At 57.4% G+C, this 17,230-nt stretch carries 13 protein-coding genes; 6 read left to right on the top strand and 7 right to left on the bottom strand.

The features are described 5' to 3' along the window. Positions 1 to 361 precede the first annotated feature (361 nt). Complete coding sequence (locus tag MWU49_RS07180; RefSeq protein ID WP_246969993.1) at positions 362 to 1,588, top strand: DcaP family trimeric outer membrane transporter; 1,227 nt, start codon at positions 362 to 364, stop codon at positions 1,586 to 1,588. Between the two features lie 213 nt (positions 1,589 to 1,801). Here the strand turns inward: MWU49_RS07180 and MWU49_RS07175 are convergent, their stop codons facing one another. The 4 genes from MWU49_RS07175 to MWU49_RS07160 all read right to left on the bottom strand — a co-directional run bounded on the left by MWU49_RS07175 (position 1,802) and on the right by MWU49_RS07160 (position 4,691). Continuing rightward, positions 1,802 to 2,197: an ectoine synthase gene (locus MWU49_RS07175; RefSeq protein ID WP_035233423.1), complete on the bottom strand. Its 396-nt coding sequence runs from the start codon at positions 2,195 to 2,197 to the stop codon at positions 1,802 to 1,804. 77 nt (positions 2,198 to 2,274) lie between these two features. Continuing rightward, positions 2,275 to 3,579 (bottom strand): diaminobutyrate--2-oxoglutarate transaminase, encoded by a 1,305-nt coding sequence (gene ectB / locus MWU49_RS07170; protein WP_246970761.1) that lies wholly within the window; start codon positions 3,577 to 3,579, stop codon positions 2,275 to 2,277. Positions 3,580 to 3,611: 32 nt separating this feature from the next. Further along, entirely contained in the window at positions 3,612 to 4,145 is a 534-nt protein-coding gene (gene ectA / locus MWU49_RS07165; RefSeq protein ID WP_246969991.1) for a diaminobutyrate acetyltransferase, read from the bottom strand. A 27-nt stretch (positions 4,146 to 4,172) separates the two neighbouring features. Continuing rightward, positions 4,173 to 4,691 (bottom strand): MarR family transcriptional regulator, encoded by a 519-nt coding sequence (locus tag MWU49_RS07160; RefSeq protein WP_246969989.1) that lies wholly within the window; start codon positions 4,689 to 4,691, stop codon positions 4,173 to 4,175. A 377-nt stretch (positions 4,692 to 5,068) separates the two neighbouring features. Here MWU49_RS07160 and MWU49_RS07155 point away from each other — a divergent pair, with 377 nt between their 5' ends. Further along, entirely contained in the window at positions 5,069 to 5,971 is a 903-nt protein-coding gene (locus tag MWU49_RS07155; RefSeq protein ID WP_246969987.1) for a hypothetical protein, read from the top strand. A gap of 183 nt (positions 5,972 to 6,154) precedes the next feature. After that, positions 6,155 to 7,114: a GTP cyclohydrolase FolE2 gene (folE2, locus tag MWU49_RS07150; RefSeq protein ID WP_246969985.1), complete on the top strand. Its 960-nt coding sequence runs from the start codon at positions 6,155 to 6,157 to the stop codon at positions 7,112 to 7,114. A gap of 234 nt (positions 7,115 to 7,348) precedes the next feature. Here the strand turns inward: folE2 and MWU49_RS07145 are convergent, their stop codons facing one another. The 3 genes from MWU49_RS07145 to MWU49_RS07135 are packed head-to-tail and all read right to left on the bottom strand — an operon-like array spanning position 7,349 to position 9,868. Next, on the bottom strand, positions 7,349 to 9,115 hold the full coding sequence (locus tag MWU49_RS07145) for a GMC family oxidoreductase (protein WP_246969982.1): 1,767 nt from the start codon (positions 9,113 to 9,115) through the stop codon (positions 7,349 to 7,351). 49 nt (positions 9,116 to 9,164) lie between these two features. After that, on the bottom strand, positions 9,165 to 9,590 hold the full coding sequence (locus tag MWU49_RS07140) for a hypothetical protein (RefSeq protein WP_246969979.1): 426 nt from the start codon (positions 9,588 to 9,590) through the stop codon (positions 9,165 to 9,167). A 20-nt stretch (positions 9,591 to 9,610) separates the two neighbouring features. After that, complete coding sequence (locus MWU49_RS07135) at positions 9,611 to 9,868, bottom strand: twin-arginine translocation signal domain-containing protein (protein WP_246969976.1); 258 nt, start codon at positions 9,866 to 9,868, stop codon at positions 9,611 to 9,613. Between the two features lie 433 nt (positions 9,869 to 10,301). On the opposite strand from MWU49_RS07135, the gene MWU49_RS07130 reads away from it, so the two are divergent. The 3 genes from MWU49_RS07130 to MWU49_RS07120 all read left to right on the top strand — a co-directional run bounded on the left by MWU49_RS07130 (position 10,302) and on the right by MWU49_RS07120 (position 17,199). Further along, a complete protein-coding gene (locus MWU49_RS07130) occupies positions 10,302 to 12,932 on the top strand; it encodes a LuxR C-terminal-related transcriptional regulator (protein WP_246969972.1) in 2,631 nt (876 codons plus the stop codon). A gap of 302 nt (positions 12,933 to 13,234) precedes the next feature. Continuing rightward, positions 13,235 to 15,982 (top strand): peroxidase family protein, encoded by a 2,748-nt coding sequence (locus tag MWU49_RS07125; protein ID WP_246969969.1) that lies wholly within the window; start codon positions 13,235 to 13,237, stop codon positions 15,980 to 15,982. A gap of 890 nt (positions 15,983 to 16,872) precedes the next feature. After that, entirely contained in the window at positions 16,873 to 17,199 is a 327-nt protein-coding gene (locus tag MWU49_RS07120) for a hypothetical protein (protein ID WP_246969967.1), read from the top strand. The last annotated feature ends 31 nt before the right edge of the window (positions 17,200 to 17,230 follow it).

The following is a 17,230-nucleotide window of genomic DNA, read 5'->3' as shown; positions in this document are numbered from 1 at the left end:
AGAGCGGCAAAAAAAAGGCCGCCTGGGGAGGCGGCCGGGGGAAGGGGTGTAGAAATAACAACAGAATCCTTTCCATCATGCCGACTGCTTTTATCCATCCCATGCGGGGGGTTGGGGGAGGAAAAGTCTGCAGGTCGGTCCATTCCCTGGAAAAAGATCGGTGCTCACGTGGAAGCGAAGACAGTGTGTTATGACGTGAAGAAAAGCCCAATTAGACTTTGGTCGTAATTGGTTTTCAGGCTCTCCTGAACCAGGTAAACAGAGCTTCGACCTATGGCTAATGGAGAACAAATCCTGTCCTGAAGCAAGCTGCTATCCGGAGTCACTTATTTCTTGCGGATGACAAAAAGAGGACAGGGCCATGAAAGCAATAACACCCAAGTACCTGTGCGCCAGTATCGCACTGGCCTGCGCCGGAACGGTCGGCGCGGCAACACTGGAAGAACGCGTGGAAATGCTCGAGCAGCAGGCAGCCAACCAGCCGGCAGCCGGGCAGGCGCAGGCAGGCAACACCCAACTCAGTTTTGGTGGCTTTATCAAGGCGGACACCATGTACAGTGAGTACAGTGACGGCGAAGAAGCCACCTCTGGAGTCGGGGATGATTTCATGGTGCCCTCCACCATTCCGGTGGACCCGGCAGATCTGGTTGATGAAGGCTCCGGCAAGCTGAACATGATTGCCAAGCAGAGCCGCTTCTGGCTGAAAAGCAAAACCCAGACCGAGGCTGGCGAAGTGGGTAGCCATATCGAAGTGGACTTCCAGACCAATGGCATGGGCGATGAGCGTATCAGTAACAGCTATGCGGTGCGGGTGCGTCACGCCTACCTGACCTGGGACAAGTGGCTGTTTGGCCAGACCTGGTCCACGTTCTTTAACGTCAGTGCGCTGCCAGAGACACTGGATTTTGTCGGTGCTGCAGGTACCGTGTTTGAGCGTCAGCCGCAGATTCGCTACACCAATGGTGGCTTGATGCTGGCTCTGGAAAACCCCTCCACCACTCTGTATGGCGGTGCCGAAAATCCCTATGACGATAACGCCATGCCGGATCTGGTTGCCCGTTATAACTTCACTGGTGACTGGGGCAACATGAGCCTGGCCGCCATGGGCCGGGAGCTAGCCTATCAGGACAACATTGGCGGCGTGGACCAGGACGAAAGTGAATACGGCTACGGCGTGTCCTTTGCCGGTCGCGTCAAGCTGGGCGAGATGGATGATGTGCGGTTCCAGGCCAACTACGGTAATGCGCTGGGCCGTTATACCACTCTTAACGCCTTCCGTTCCGGTCAGATTGAAGCGGATGGCAACATTGACCTGATCGATCAGTGGAGCGCAGTGCTGGCGCTGCGTCATCACTGGAGCGATCAATGGCGCTCCAACTTTGCGCTTTCTGTGAGCCAGGCCGATAACCCGGATACCGTCGCCCTGACCACCAACAAGCGTGTCGAGAGTGCCCATGCCAACCTGATCTGGCAGGTGGCCAAGCCGCTGTCACTGGGTGGCGAACTGATCTACGGTAACCGTGAAATTGAAAACGGTGAAGACGGCGATCTCAAGCGCGTGCAGTTCACCGCCAAATATGCGTTTTGAATGAGAGACGCTACATGCAGCACGCAACACGCTGCACGCGAAAAACAGAAAGAGCGCTTCGGCGCTCTTTTTTTGTGCCGCTCTGCGGCGGCTTTGGCGTGTTGCATGAAGCGTGGTGCTTGATGCGGCCGCAGAGCGGCATAAAAAAGGACGCCGAAGCGTCCTTTTCTTTTGGCGTGCAGCGTGTTGCGTGCCGCATGAAGCGTCTCACGTTTAATCCAGATCAGCCGGGTATACGCCATTTTCGTCGTGCACTTCCTTGCCGCTCAGCGGCGGGGTGAAGGCACAGGCCACTACCATGTCTTCGTCACCACCATACAGCCAGTGCTCGTCGTGTTCGTCGAGCAGGTAGATGGTGCCCGGCTTCAGGTCGTAGACCTTGCCATCGGCAATGGTTTCGATCTTGCCGTTGCCGGAAATCACGTACACGGATTCCCAGTGGTTCTTGTAGTGGATGTGGGTCTTGGTGCCTTTGAAGATGGTGGTGATGTTGAAAGAGTGCCCCATCTTGTCATCTTTCAGAGACAGGCGAACGGATTGCCAGTTGCCGTTTTCGGCCTTGACGCAACGCTCAGAATTCTCGGCTTCCGCCAGAGTACGAACGATCATGGATTCATTCTCCAGGGTGGGTGTTGGCACAGCCGCCCGGCGGGGCGGCTGTGTGAGTCTTGCGATGCTGACCGTGATTAGCTGGCCAGGCTGGATACGGAGTGAGCTTCACCGCGCTTGATGCGGTCGGTCATCACTTCGCTGACGCTTTCCTTGATGATGTCCAGCGCACGGGTCAGGTCTTCCTCGCTGATGGTCAGCGGGCACAGGGTCTTGATCACCTGGTCGTCGGCACCGGAGGTCTCGATTACCAGCTGACGCTTGAAGCAGGCCTTGGTGATTTCACCGGCCAGCTCGCCGTCACGGGCCACCAGGCCCTGCATCATGCCGCGGCCGTTCAGGTAGAACCAGTGCGGATCATAGGTATTGGCGATCTCGCGGAAACGCTCGGTAATGATGCCGGCTTTCTTCTGCACTTCCTTGGCGAACACATCATCGCGCCAGTAGTGGTTCAGGGCAGCGGTGGCAGTGACAAACGCCAGGTTATGACCACGGAAAGTACCGTTATGCTCGCCCGGTTTCCACTGGTCCAGATCCGGCTTCATCAGCACCATGGCAAACGGCAGGCCGTAACCACTCAGGGATTTGGACAGGGTAATAATGTCCGGATTGATGCCGATGTCATCAAAGCTGAAGAAGGTGCCGGTACGGCCACAGCCAGCCTGGATGTCATCCAGAATCAACAGCATGTCATGCTTGCGGCAGACTTTTTCCAGGTTGCGCAACCAGTCAAAGCTGGCCGCGTTGATGCCGCCCTCGCCCTGTACGGTTTCCACGATTACGGCAGCGGGATGATCTACGCCGCTTGAGGAATCGCTGAGTACCTTGTCCAGGTATTCGGTGGTGTCAAACGCATCGCCCAGATAGCCGTCGTACGGCATCGGGGTCACGCCGCCCAGGGTAACGCCGGCCACGCCACGGTGATGGCTGTTACCGGTGGTGGCAAGAGCGCCCAGACTTACACCGTGGAAACCATTGGTGAAGCTGATGACGTTCTCACGACCCTTGATCACGCGGGCAATCTTCAGTGCCGCTTCCACGGCATTGGTGCCGGTGGGGCCGGTGAACTGCATCACGTGGTCCATATCGCGGGGCTTCAGGATCACTTCATAGAAGGTGTCCATGAATTCACGCTTGGCCGCGGTGTGCATGTCCAGACCGTGCACGATGCCATCACGCTGGATGTACTCCAGCAGCTTTTCTTTCAGGATCGGGTTGTTGTGCCCGTAGTTCAGGGTGCCTGCACCAGCCAGGAAGTCGATGTATTCCTTACCGGTTTCGTCGTAAAGGTAGCTGCCTTTTGCCTGGTCGAAAACAACCGGGAAGCTTCGGGCATAGCTCATTACTTCCGATTCATGGCTTTCAAAAATGTCTGTGTCCATAGTCATGGTCAAAATTCCTCGCTTGAATTCGTTCAGGCTTCGTCGCGGTTGAAAGGGCCAATCCGCAGCAAATATTCATCGTTATGTTCGCCGGCAAAATGAATGCGCGAATCGAACAGGATGAACTCTTCCGTCGGGTAGCTGCGCTCATAGGCGAAGCTGCGGAACATCCCCCAGGACGCTTCGTTGTCCGGGGTGATGGTGGTTTCGATAAACTGCACGTCGGCACTTTCCTCGCGGTTGATCAGTTCGGCCAGCATGCGCTTGGCCAGACCTTTGCCGCGAGCTTTCTCGTGTACCGCTACCTGCCAGACAAACAGCACGTTCTGCTGCTTGGGTGGGATATAGCCGGAGATGAAGCCGACCAGATCGCCGTCCATTTCTGCCGCCACCGAGGTGTCCGCGAAATGGGTGCATTGCAACAGGTTGCAGTACACGGAGTTCTCGTCCAGCGGTTTGCACTCGCTGACCAGTTTGTGAACCCGGCTGCCGTCCTGGCTTTCGGGTTTGCGAAAAGTGATTTCGTCCGCAGTGGACGTTTTCTTTGCGTCGTTATCTGAAGGCATAGTCTCAGTTGTGGTCCGCTTCGAAAGTTACTGGTTGCTGCCGTTGGCTCGTGGGGTCAAATCCACCGCGGGCTGTGCCCGGTCGATGGCGCCCAGGTCAAGCATCGGCGAGGCGTCAATTTCTTCGGCATTCATCATTGCCGCGACCCGCTGCAGTGAGCTGAGGATCAGCGACTGTTCCCAGTCCTCCAGCCGGTCAAACCGGGAGATGAATTCTTCCTGGAGGGGGGTGGGAGCCTGATCAATGATGGCTTCCCCGGCGGGGGTCAGGTGGGCATACACCCGGCGCTTGTCGCTTTCGCCCCGTTTGCGCTCGATCAACTCACGCTTTTCCAGACGGTCAAGAATGGTGGTCACGGTGGCCTGGCTCAGGGATACCTCGTTGGCCAGATCACCCATGGTGATCTCACCCTTTGCACCCACCGCCTGCATGATCAGCAGCTGGGGGGAGGTCAGCCCGGATACCTTGCTCAGCTTGCGCGAGTACAGGTCCGTGGCGCGAATAATCTGTCGTAATGAAATCAGCACGTCTTCGTGTCTGGCCATTGCCGCTAATTCTCTTGATAACAAAGTAATGTGACGAAAAATGGTCATAATGCCTCCTCAAACAGTTTTGAGGTGTAAATGGCCTTTTTCGGTTCAAATCGTAACTTAGCCAAGGCAAGGCCGTTAGTTTCCTTGCTAGAATCGGCGACATATTTTAGGGATATAACATTTAGATGTCAAAGTAACTGACGGGTGCAGGTTGGGAAATCAGGCTGAAAGGCCCGTCAGCAAAGGGCTTCAGGGTGATGCAGGTGCGTATCGGGATTGGTGGTTTTTTGATCAGCGACACGCTCTTCACTCTGGTAGTGTTTCCCTTTATGGCGAGGTTTGATTCCCCGCCGAGATCATTGTCAAACCTGGTAGGTGGAGGAAAAACCTTGCGGCAACTGGCCAAGCGAATTCTGGTAATTGCAGCGCTGCTGGTATCGGCAGCTACCGCTCATGCTGCCACTGAGGCAGAACCTGCCCCCCGTGAGGAGGCGCAGAGCGAGATCGAGAAGGGCCCGGTGATATCCCAGTTTCGGGAAAACTGGATCCTCAGCGAGCTGCGTACCCTGCGTCAGGACATGATGGAGTACCGCAACCAGATGAACCTGCTGGTCACGGATCGGGAGCTGGAAGTGGCTGACAAGGCCATGGGGTATGCCACCAACACAGTGACCTACTTCTTCTACCTGATTGCCGGTGCGGCTTCGATTCTGGCCCTGGTGGGCTGGTCCACCATTCGTGATCTGAAAGACAACGTGCGGGTGTACGCGGAAAAGGAAATGGCGCGGCTGACCAGTGAATATGAAGCACGTCTGGCCGATCTGGAGCGCGAGCTGCGCAAGAAATCCCGCACCATTGCCGAAAACCAGGAAGAGATCGAGCGCACTAACGAGATTCACAGCCTGTGGCTCAAGAGTACCAAGGAGCCCAGCGCCCAGGCCAAGATCGAGATGTACGACCGCATCCTGGAGCTGCGCCCGGATGACGCCGAGGCGCTGGCCTGGAAGGCCGATGCTGCGCTGGAACTGGGCGAGCAGCGCTGGGCCCTGAGCCTGTGTGACCGGGTGCTGGAAGTGGATGAAGAAAATTCCCATGCCCTGTATCAGCGCGCTTGCGCCTGGGCCGGGCTGGGGGAAATTGATAATGCCCTGCAGGATCTGGAGGCCGCTATTCAGGCCTCGGAAACCCTGGTGCGCCATGCCCGTGTGGAGGAGATGTTCCGTCCACTGCGCGAGCTGGAGCGTTTTCAGGCCCTGGTGGGAAACGACAGTGATCCGGCGGTTTCCGTCTGATAGGCCCTTGCTTTCAACACGATAGGCGCGCTGGCGCCGGTAAATGGTCAATTTGCCGACGACTTTCTGCTAGACTTGCGCCCCCTTGTAGGAAAGGGTGATGACCCTCATATGAAGAGGGTGTGACTTCGGCGGCCGGTTCGACTGCCCTGAAGCATAGTTGTCGCCCCTGTGGAGAATCCCATGACACGTGAAAACGGTGCTGGTGGCACCAAGCAAATGCCCGACGTGGCCTCCAACTCCATGGTGGATCACATCCATAGCACCCTGGACTGGGTGGGCATGAGCGAGATCCATCTGCCTGCCCGGGTGAGCGATACCCTGGCTGGTGAGCGCCCGGTAAGCACCTCCATCCAGGCTTATGTGAATCTGGCGAATCCGGATGCCAAGGGTATCCACATGTCTCGCCTGTTCCTGATGCTGGAAGAAACTTTCGGGGATCACTCCGTGAGCGCCGGCTCCATCGAGCAGCTGCTGCGCAATTTTCTGGAAACCCACGAAGGCCTCAGCACCCGCGGTTTCGTGCAGCTGGATTTTGAATACTCCATGCGACGCCCGGCGCTGAAGAGCAGCTATTCCGGCTGGAAGAGCTATCCGGTGAGCATCAAGGGCACCCTGTGTGAAGAAGGCATGCGTATTGAGATGTACGTGGAAGTGCCGTATTCCTCCACCTGTCCGTGTTCCGCCGCCCTGTCCCGTCAGCTGATCCAGGAGCAGTTCCGCAAGGATTTCAAGGAAGGCAAGATCGACGCCGATGCAGTGTTTGAGTGGCTGGGTACCGAAGGGGGTATTGTTGCTACGCCGCACAGCCAGCGCTCTGTCGCACAGGTACGTGTGCTGCTGGACCATACCGAAGGTGACGCCTTCCCGATCACCGCCCTGATTGATTCCATCGAAGGCGCCCTGAAGACGCCGGTGCAGACTGCGGTGAAGCGTGTTGATGAACAGGAGTTTGCCCTGCTCAACGGTCAGAACCTGATGTTCTGTGAAGATGCGGCGCGCCGCCTCAAGCAGGCCATCGATCCACAGTCCTGCTACAAGGATTTCTGGCTGCGTGTAAATCACCTGGAAAGCCTGCACGCCCACAACGCGGTGGCCATCGTCACCAAGGAAGTGGACGGCGGCTACCTGCCGATCCCCTGATCCTGGGGAGTGCAACAAGAGCATCGAGAGAGGCGGCCAATGGCCGCCTTTTTTGTGGGCCTGGAGCGAGAAGCGAGTAACGAGTTTCGAGTTGCGAAAACCAACCGTCACCAGCTTCCGGCTTTTGCTCTTCGCAACTCGTCACTCGTTACTCGCTTCTGACTCTTCGCAAGAAAAAGGGACGCCGAAGCGTCCCGTTTTTTTTTGCGTGTTGCCTGTTGCGTGAAGCGGCGCTTACAGGCCTCGCTTCTCGCACGCCAGGGTGATGCGCGGATCCACCGAAGTGATCGGCTGCCCCCTGGCATCAACCCAACCGCTGCCGCCGAAGTGCTTCTGCATGATTTTCTCTGCAGTGCGGGTGGCGATGGCCTGGGTGGTCAGGGTCGGGTTGGGGCCGCCCACTGCGTTAGCCAGGGAGGAGTTGTCGGCGATGTACAGGCCCTGTACGGCACGGGCTTCACCGTTTTCATCCACCACGGAATTGGCTGGATCACTGCCCATGCGCATGCTGGATTGCATGTGAATCAACGACGGTGGTGCCTTGGGGCGAATCACCTGGGTGGCGCCGGCTGCCTTCAGTAGTTCCACCGCCTTTTTGGTCAGGTACTCGCGGTTGCTGCGGGTGCGTGCGGTGAAATTCTGGGTCTGCGCGTTCACCAGTGGCACAGGGCCATTCTCATCCGCCGGTTGGCTGGACAGGGACACGCTGTTGCGAGGATCCACATCGTCATCGGTAAGGATCACGATACTGGCCAGGCGATCGATATCGCTCATGGTTTCCTTCAGTGCCGGGCCCACCAGGCGACCGACTACATCGGCGCCGGACTGATCCACCTCGCCACTGTGGTCGTAGATTCCTGCAATACCGGCTTCACTGCCCAGGAAAGCGTTGGCCGCATAGGCGCCGGGCATGCCGCCAAAGGATTCAAAGGAGCCATATCCGGGGAAGTCCGCGCGTACCGCAGAGGCCGGACCCTGGCTGCCTTTGGTCTCGAATGGCATCACACCGGTGACCACATCGGTGGCGTGGGTGGTGAGACCCTTGCCGACCCAGCCGTTGTCATTGGGCAGGCCGCTATTCAACCACAGACGCGGGGTTTCAATGGCGCCGGCGGCCATCACGACGACCCTGGCGGTTTCCACATGGGTTTCGCCGGTGGCGCCAATACGGAAGCCGACACCAACCGCCTTCATGCTGGCGCCGCTGCCTTCGGTCAGTACCTGGGTAACAAAGGCATCATCGACAATCTCGGCGGCCTTGCCATGCCGGGACCACAGATCGGCGGTCAACGCCATGGGCGCATAGCTGTTATAGGTGGAGCGTTTGGCTTTCAGGTTGCGCGGAGCCCGGCGAGGCATGCTACAGCCCTGATAGCAGTGACCGCAGTAGGTGCAGCCGCGAGCCTGGGGGAATTGCAGGCGTTGCGGGTCATCGGTACGACCGGCATGGCCACCGGGCTGCAGAATGGCATTCTGCTGCGGGCGGAAGCTGGCCTGGTCCACATCCTTGCCGCGCTCGTAATGCAGGCCAATGCCCTCGGCGCCGCGAATAAAGACTTCTTCCTTGGTACCCAGGGCAGCGGTCTGCACTGGCAGGATCTTTTCTACCCAGCGGTAATAGGGTTTCAGCTCGTCATAGCTGAAAGGGAAGAGGTAATTGTTGTCGTAAAGGTTCTTGTCGGCACCGTTGTAGCCGGCAAAGCTGCCCGGCATGGCTCGTGGAGAGTTGCCGAAGTATTGCAGTGTGGTGCCGCCGACGCCGGCGGTCTGAAAAGCGGTGGAGGCCTGGGCGTACTCGCGACGCCACGGGCCCATGGCCGGATTGGTCGGGCCCCAGCGCAGAACCCCCTGGGAAGCGCTTTCATACAGGGGCCATTCCTGCTCAGCGTCGCCGGTGTGGCGGCCCGCTTCGAGCATCAGTACGTCCAGGCCCTGTTCAGCCAGTTCCTTGGCGACTACGGCGCCACCACCCCCTGCACCGATAATAATTACGTCACGCATGGCGTTATTCCTTCTGAATTTTTATTGGTTTGCTTGGCTAGCGTGTCAATCAATGTTCGTGGGCGCGGCGCTGGCCACGGTAGTAACCCTGATAATCGTTACGGCCCACCGACACCCCCTCATAACCGGAAATCTGCCAACCCACTGGCTCGGCAATCAGCTCGCCGGTGAGCGGATTGAGTACCCCGGCATCGGAATAGCTCACCAGGCCGGTATAGAGCAGCAGTGCATTGGCCAGCGTGACCATCTCCGGCCCGGCCAGGCCGCTTTCCATGGCGCTGAATACCGCCACTTTTTCGTTCCAGGTCAGGTTGGCGAAGCGGCCCGCAAACGGCCCGGTGGGGGCGGGGTTGATAAAGCCGGTGACATTATCCAGAGCAAAGGTGATCAGTTCGGAGAGAGAATCGAACGGTGGCGGCGCCAGCCCGGCGGTGTTGAGGCCGAACTCCAGTGGAAGCTGGCCATTGGCTTCCACCCCGCCCGGCCGGGTGTCGGTCAGCTGTTGTTGTACGAGTAAGGGTCGCCTCCGGGCACCACAAAGGCGAGCACCGCATTTAGGGTATCGGTGATCATCGCCTGGGGCAGCACTCCGGCATGGGCGGTGCGGCTTTTCAGCAACGCCGGTGCGGCGGCCACGGCGGCGGTGACCACCGCCGAGCGGGCAAGAAACTGACGCCGGGAGAGGGCCGGTTGGGCATCGTCGGGTGACGCTGCTGCATCGTCGTGAGTGATATTATTATGATGCTTTATCATTATTTTTTTCTCCGAGAAAGGAAAAAAGTCGTATCCCTGATGACTGAACCTGATGAAAAAAATTGTCCAAAAAAAGGAAATTATTTTCTGCTCTTTGTTGATGTGAGTAACCACTCATGGACTGTCAGAAGCCCATTTTTTCAGTGTTTTCGAGGGCCAGGGCGAAAAATGCTGCGGTTTGGTGGAGAAAAAAAAGCAGAAAAAAAGCGGACGGGTGCCGGTAAATGTGACGTGTCGCACAGTTGGTGGTCGGTCTGGATTCGGTTTTTCACGGCACGAAAGTGCAAAAAGGAAACAGTTGCAGGGTGTATTGTGACCTTGTGCAACGAATGGCACTATCGTGTCGATTACATTGGCGCTGGCTCTGGGCGCTGCTACTTCCGCCGCAGTGCGGCTATAACAATAACAACGGATTCCCAGGCAGGGAGACGAGATGAGTTCGGGACGAACGATACGTCAGTTGTCCGGCCAGTTTTACCGGCGGGAACTGGTGGAACACCTCAATGGCTGCCATGACTTTCCCCTGACCTTGCTGATGGCGCCCGCCGGTTCCGGCAAGTCCACGTTGCTCAATCAGTGGCTGCAGCAGTTGGCCGCGCCTCAGGTCGTGTTCATGTCGATACAGCCCTCCGATGATGACCCGGTGCGCTTCCTGCGTCGTTTTGCCGAGCAGACCCGTGCCGTGGTGCCGGCCTTCGATACTTCCTGGTTCATGCCCTTCGATGTGTCCGAGTTGCCGCCGTCGTCTATTGCGGAAGCCTTGCAGGACGCCCTGGAGCAGATCCCTGACCCCCTCTATATCGTTTTCGATGATTTTCAGCACATCAGTAATGCGGAAACGTTGAAAGTACTGGATGTGATGTGTGCCTATCCGCCCACGGATGTGCACCTGGTGATAGCCAGTCGTACCCGGCCGGCCTTGAGCCTGGCATCCCTGCGGCTGGATGAGTCATTGCTGGAACTGGATGCAGGGGCGCTGCGTGTTACCCGGGATGAGGTAATCGATTTGAATCAGCGGCTTGGCGGAGAACCGTTGGAAGACAGCGCGCTGGCGCACCTCATGGACATCACCGAAGGCTGGGTGGCCGGGGTCAAGATTGCCCTGATGGGGGCGATAGGCTCCGGGGTGAATACCCTGCATGATTTTCACGCCAGCCAGCCTGAAATCATGGATTACTTCGGGCATGCCGTGCTCAAGGGGTTGCCGGACTACGCCCGTAAACTGTTTCTGGAAAGCAGCCTGCTGGACCATTTCAACGCCGACATTGGGGACGCCGTGCTGGAAACCACCCATTCTGCTGCCTTGATGGAAGAGTTGTCCCGCCGCGAGTTGTTCATCATTCCGGTGCCCGGCCGTCCCGGCTGGTATCGGTACCACGCGCTGCTCAGGGAGTTTCTGCAGACCCGGGTCGCCATCGATATGCCGGAATGCATCGCGCCTATCCATGCCCGCGCCACCGCGTACTTTCTGCATCAGGGGGATTACGAGCAGGCTCTCTGGCATGCCCTGCGTGCGGACGATGTGGAGCTGTTGCTGGATGCGCTGGCCCGGGCATTCGATTTCTGGCTGCGTGAGGGCTACGCCAGCCAGATTCTGGAATGGGCGGAGCAGATTCCGGATGAGGAACTGTTGGCGCGCCTGGATCTGGCGGCGCCGCTGATCAGTACCCTGACCCTGTCGCGACGATTCTTTCGCGCCCGTTTCTATCTGGATGCTTATCGTGATCAGGTCGCCTCGTCATCACGACAGGAAGAGGATGCAGCGCAGACCCTGACGTTTCTGGAGCTGCATTTGCAGTTGTTTCAGCACGATACGGATTTCATGGAAGGGGCCAATCTGTCGTTGCTGATGGAGACCAGCAGCCACCGGGATGTGCGCGCCTTCTCGCTGGCCATGGTGGCCTATTACCACCTGCAGCACGGTCGTCTGCAATCGGCGTTGGCGTTTTCCACCCAGGCTCGTGAAGTGCTGTTGCAGCTGGAGCAGCACTTCACGGCCGGTTATGCCGGGCTGATTACCGCGCTGGCGCATCATCAGCTGGGCAATATTGCCGATGCCGTGAGCCTGGTGAATGAACAGTTCAGTGTCACCCCGCGGGACTGCCCCACCTGGACCTTGTGGGCCACCGGCATGGTGGTAGTGCTGTATGACCAGAACCGCCTCGAAGAAGCGCGCCAGTTGTGCGAAGACTTGCTGCCGGTGGTGTCTTCCGCGTCGGCCACCGAAGTGATCTATACCGTTTACCTCATTCTGTCGCGGCTGCAGCATCACAGTGGCAGCCGCAAGAACTCCATTCGCATGCTGGACAAGCTGCACAGCATTCTGCAGCTGGGCAACTACGAGCGGTTTGTGAATGGGGCGGTGCTGGAAATGGTTCGCCAGGCCTATGTGAACGGCGAGTGGGCTCGACTGGAAATGGTGGCCGAGCGGTTCCAGTTGGGGCAGTGGGTAAATGACAATCTTGGCAGGGACCATGCGGATTACAGCCAGAGCTGGGAGCGATTGGGGCTGGCAGCGGTGTACTGGCTGATGGCATCCGGTCGCAGCGCGGATGCCGAATCGGCGTTGTCCTTGTTGCGCGATGTGGTCAACCGGGCGGGGATCCGCAGCCGCGGCGCCATCATGGAAGCCAATCTTCTGGTGCTGGCAGGCAAGCAGGCCCGGGACGCAGAGCAGGTGCGAGGGATCGAAACCCTGATCAGCCGGCATGGCTTGATGAATATCAATCGTTCCGTATTTGACGAAGCGCCGGGCCTGGGTGGGCTGATGAGCGATCTGTGGCGACGCGGTTTGCTCAGCCTGCCGGATTTTTACACCGAACTTTTTTGCGGTGTGTTTGATCAGGAGCCGGAGCAATCGCCGCTGGAGGTCGACCCCGCCTCCGTGCTGACACCCAAGGAACTGGAAATTTTCCAGCTGCTGCAGAGTGGTCTGAGCAACGCAAAGATCAGCGATCAGACCGGCGTCTCCGTCACCACCACCAAGTGGCACCTGAAAAATATCTACAGCAAGCTGGGCGTCTCCAACCGTACCGAAGCGGTACTGCGCGCCACGTCGAGATAAAAAAGCTACAAGCTACAAGCTACAAGCTACAAGGCGCGGACCAGGCTTTGCTGTTCTTGTTGGCCGTGCCCGCGGCAGTTCGCTTAAACGCGGGCAGAGCATGGCAGTAAACCCCCACTTTATTCGCGCCTTGTAGCTTGTAGCTTGCAGCTTGTTCCTGCTCTCCAAACCTTGAACCGGTTCGCGATTTCTCGCATCCCCTACCCACCCCCTCCCGGAGGAGGGGGTGGGTAGGGTGGTGGCATTGCTAGAGTCCCGTCGTTGTCTGGATTACCCCATAAAAACAATCTCGGAGACTACTCATGGCTATGTCCCCCTGGGTCACCTGGCCGGCCCTTACCAAATTCGGCTCGCTTGGCGTCATGGTCGCACTGCTGGTGCTGGCGGCTGAGCGTCAGGAATTGCTCGAAAACAACATGTTCGACACGGAAGACTGGCAGGAAAAGAATGCCGACATCGTCTGTGACGAGCGCAGTCTGACCGCCCGTATGGAAGACGGGACCTGTAACATTCTCGAGAATCCCGCAGAGGGTTCCGTGCACGTTAATTTTGGTCGCAACGTGGACCCCAGCGCGGTGTACGCAGAGACCAACAGCGGCAACCTGCTCAACCCCAACCCGCGCGAAGTCAGTAACCTGATCATGTCCCGCGGCGGTGATTTCAAGCCCGCCACCACCCTGAACTTCATCGCCACCAGCTGGATCCAGTTCATGGTGCATGACTGGTTCGATCATGGCCCCCGCACCGACGCCAACCCCATCGAGTTCCCGCTGCCGGCCGGCGATGTGCTGGGTGGTGGCACCATGTCCGTACAGCGCACCCGTCCTGATCCGGATGTGAGTGGCGATGAAGGCATCATCACCTACGAGAACATCAACACCCACTGGTGGGATGGCTCGCAGCTGTATGGCAGCAGCAAGGAAAAGAACGACGAAGTGCGTTCCTTCGTGGACGGCAAGCTGGAAGTGGATGGCGATGGTCGCTTGCCCACCGAGTTCTTCAGTGGCAAACCGGTGACCGGTTTCAATGAGAACTGGTGGGTGGGGCTGAGCATGCTGCACCACATCTTCACCCAGGAGCACAATGCCATTGCCGACATGCTGGTCGCCAACTACCCGGGCCAGACCGATCAGTGGTACTTCGACAAGGCACGGCTGATCAACTCCGCGCTGATGGCCAAGATCCACACCGTGGAATGGACCCCGGCGATTCTCGCCAACCCGGTACTGGAACGTGCCATGTACGCCAACTGGTGGGGCCTGGGTGGTGATCGCGACAAGCGTGACAAGTACCAGGATGACCTGGACATGCTCAACAACAACCTGGGTGAGATCGGTGGCCTGCTGGATCTGGTCGGCATCAACAACGACCTGGGCGACAACCCCACCGGCTCCCTCGAGCACGCTCTGGCTGGCCTGGTCGGTTCCCGCACACCGAACAACTACAACGTGCCCTACACCCTGACCGAAGAATTCGTGTCCGTGTACCGCATGCATCCGCTGCTGCGTGACGAGATCAAGGTGTATGACATCGGCTCCAACGTGGTGGATCAGGAAATCGCCCTGGAAGACACCCGTAACGGCAACGCCGAAGATCTGCTTGGTGATCTGGGCCAGGATCGTCTGTGGTACTCCTTCGGTATCACTCATCCGGGCGCGCTGTCGCTGAACAACTACCCGGACTTCCTGCGTAACCTGTCCATGCCGCTGATCGGTGACATCGACATGGCTGCCATCGATATCCTGCGTGACCGCGAACGTGGCGTGCCCCGTTACAACGAATTCCGCCGCCAGATCGGCCTCAAGCCACTTACCAGTTTCGAACAGCTGACCAGCGATCCGCAGCTGCTGGCAGACCTGAAAGCGCTTTACAACAACGATATCGAGCTGGTGGATACCCTGGTGGGCCAGCTGGGTGAAGAGACCCGCCCGGAAGGCTTCGGCTTCGGCGAAACCTCCTTCCAGATCTTCATCCTCAACGCGTCCCGTCGTCTGATGACTGACCGCTTCTTCACCACCGACTACACCGATGAGGTTTATACCGCTGAAGGTATCGACTGGGTGGAAGAAAACACCATGGTGGACGTGATCCGTCGTCACTTCCCGAGCCTGGCCACCAGCCTGGTGGGTATGGATAACGCCTTCAAGCCCTGGGGCCTGAACATGCCTGAGGAATATCAGGACTGGGATGCGCAGACCAAGCAGAACCACCTGTGGGTGAACGGTGCCCTGCGTACCAGCTACAACGAAGGCGAAGTACCGGCCATCGAGCCCATCGATATCGGCGGCCTGATCGATTCCATCCTGTGGAAGAAAGTGCAGGATGTCACCGACGTGGCACCTCCGGGTTACAGCAAGCCGATTCACCCCCGTGGTGGCTTGGCAAAAGTGAAGTTCGTGCCGAGCGCCGGTCACGATTTCACTGGCCTGTTCCAGGGCGCCGATCACGGCCTGCTGCGACTGTCGGTTACCGGTGATCCGTCTGACCGGGGTTTCGCGCCTGGCCTGGCACTGAAACTGTTCGTGGATGGCAAGCGATCCGAGAACGTCTCTGCGCTGTACACGCTGAGCGGCCAGGGCAGCAACCACAATATCTTCGCCAACGAACTGTCCAACTATGTTCAGGCCGAAGTGAACGAGACCCTGGGCACCACCACCCTGTTCTCACTGGTATCCACCAAGCCGACCCTGCTGGTGATGAGCGACATGGCCAAAGTGAATCAGGATGGTTCTGCCGTAGGTAGCCCGAAGACCCCGTCGCAGATCTACTTCGTGCCCAACAGCACCCTGCGCAACAACATCACCACCGGCGCCCATGATTTCCGTGACGACCTGACCGCCATTCCAGCCGGCACCAAGGTCTACGATATCTACGGCACCACCCAGAGCATCAAGACCTCCATCTGGCCCTGGGTCACCGCCCGCTATGCCCGTGAGCGTCGGGAGAGTGCAGTGAAGATTGGTGAGCTGGTGACCGATTCCGAATTCACCCTGTCCCAGTTCGGTGACACCGGTATCTTCTTCAAGCACCAGCGCTACGAAGACCGCTAAGCGCGACAACAAAAAAAGAGTGGGAGAGCTGCTTTGCAGCTGATTGATGCCCGGACAGCGCACGCTGTTCGGGCTTTTTTGTGCCGCTCCGCAGCAGCATCACGCTTCACGCAGCATGCAACACGCCAAAAGCTGTTTTACCACAGAGGTTACAGAGATCACTGAGTAAAAAACTCTCCATTCGGAACCTTCTGTGGCGAAGATCATCATTGTGAGAGTTTGCTTGCAAACGAAGCTCGGCCCAGCCATAAGCGCTGGCTTCGTCCATGGACTGGCCCGTGCTCAACAGATGGGGGCGTTCTTTTGTAGGATATGGCTTACAGAAAAAGCTAACTGATTGATATAGGGTGGATTAATTCAAAGGGGAAATCGGCATAACGGTACGATCGTACCGGGACTATGTCGAACCATTCGAGTTTTGTCGGATGGGAAGGATTATTGTTTGTTGGTCAACTTATTGGTAGGTAAGGGTTTTTCTTCGGGGTGATGTGTTTCCTCCTCAGAAATATGTCGAAAAAAGTTATGTCGAACCGTTCGACTGAATACGCTGTTATGAGTAGGTGGTCATGCCAGTAATGTTTCCTGATGCGGGTTGTGAAAAGTGCAGAAACTACTGGACTCATCCATTTATGGAAGGCCGAGCTAAAGTTATGGAACTGCTTCAAACAAATATGAAGCTTCAGGCGCGTCTATATAAGTGCAATCATTGTTCTGCATTTTGGGAAGAGTCGAATGGTGCATATCCATGTGGGCTCACCATTGAAGAAGTCGAAAATTTATATGGCGTCAAGGACTCATAACAAGCGGCAGCAAGCGGATCAAGTTTTCGCTCGTTCCTCGCTCCAATTTGCCCGCTGTGCCGGGCGTTATGCCTGAAAAAAGGAGGGATTGTGCAATTGCTTAATGGTCTTATTACGGCCGCATTCTTTGGGGCTGTGGTTTATTTTCTTGTGACGCTTAATCAGATAGCGAATATGTCCGGAGATGCGGGTAGAAAAACACTTAAAAGTGCGCTGTTATTCTTGGTTGTGATTCCGACGGTTGCTGGGTTTATTACTGGGTTCTATGGTATGTCTAACAAGACTGCTCTTGGCCTTTATATCGGTTATTTCGCATACATCTCTGGTATTGCCGGTGTGTTCTATCTGGCAAAGGGGTTGAAGCAAGCCTTTAATGAGGCTGCGAAGGGAAAAGAGAGCAAAGCAGAAGAAGCATAACAAGGCGCTGCTGCCGACAAGCGGCAGAGCG

The sequence above is a fragment of the Alcanivorax sp. S6407 genome (assembly GCF_023016115.1).
Taxonomy (GTDB): domain Bacteria; phylum Pseudomonadota; class Gammaproteobacteria; order Pseudomonadales; family Alcanivoracaceae; genus Alcanivorax.
This window is presented reverse-complemented; position numbering and strand designations above follow the sequence as displayed.

Excerpts from the sequence above, each read along its gene's own strand:
- MWU49_RS07180 (WP_246969993.1), top strand. The coding sequence starts at position 362 with ATGAAAGCAATAACACCCAAGTACCTGTGCGCCAGTATCGCACTGGCC.
- MWU49_RS07175 (WP_035233423.1), bottom strand. The coding sequence starts at position 2,197 with ATGATCGTTCGTACTCTGGCGGAAGCCGAGAATTCTGAGCGTTGCGTC.
- ectB (WP_246970761.1), bottom strand. The coding sequence starts at position 3,579 with ATGGACACAGACATTTTTGAAAGCCATGAATCGGAAGTAATGAGCTAT.
- ectA (WP_246969991.1), bottom strand. The coding sequence starts at position 4,145 with ATGCCTTCAGATAACGACGCAAAGAAAACGTCCACTGCGGACGAAATC.
- MWU49_RS07160 (WP_246969989.1), bottom strand. The coding sequence starts at position 4,691 with ATGGCCAGACACGAAGACGTGCTGATTTCATTACGACAGATTATTCGC.
- folE2 (WP_246969985.1), top strand. The coding sequence starts at position 6,155 with ATGACACGTGAAAACGGTGCTGGTGGCACCAAGCAAATGCCCGACGTG.
- MWU49_RS07145 (WP_246969982.1), bottom strand. The coding sequence starts at position 9,115 with ATGCGTGACGTAATTATTATCGGTGCAGGGGGTGGTGGCGCCGTAGTC.
- MWU49_RS07135 (WP_246969976.1), bottom strand. The coding sequence starts at position 9,868 with ATGATAAAGCATCATAATAATATCACTCACGACGATGCAGCAGCGTCA.
- MWU49_RS07130 (WP_246969972.1), top strand. The coding sequence starts at position 10,302 with ATGAGTTCGGGACGAACGATACGTCAGTTGTCCGGCCAGTTTTACCGG.
- MWU49_RS07125 (WP_246969969.1), top strand. The coding sequence starts at position 13,235 with ATGGCTATGTCCCCCTGGGTCACCTGGCCGGCCCTTACCAAATTCGGC.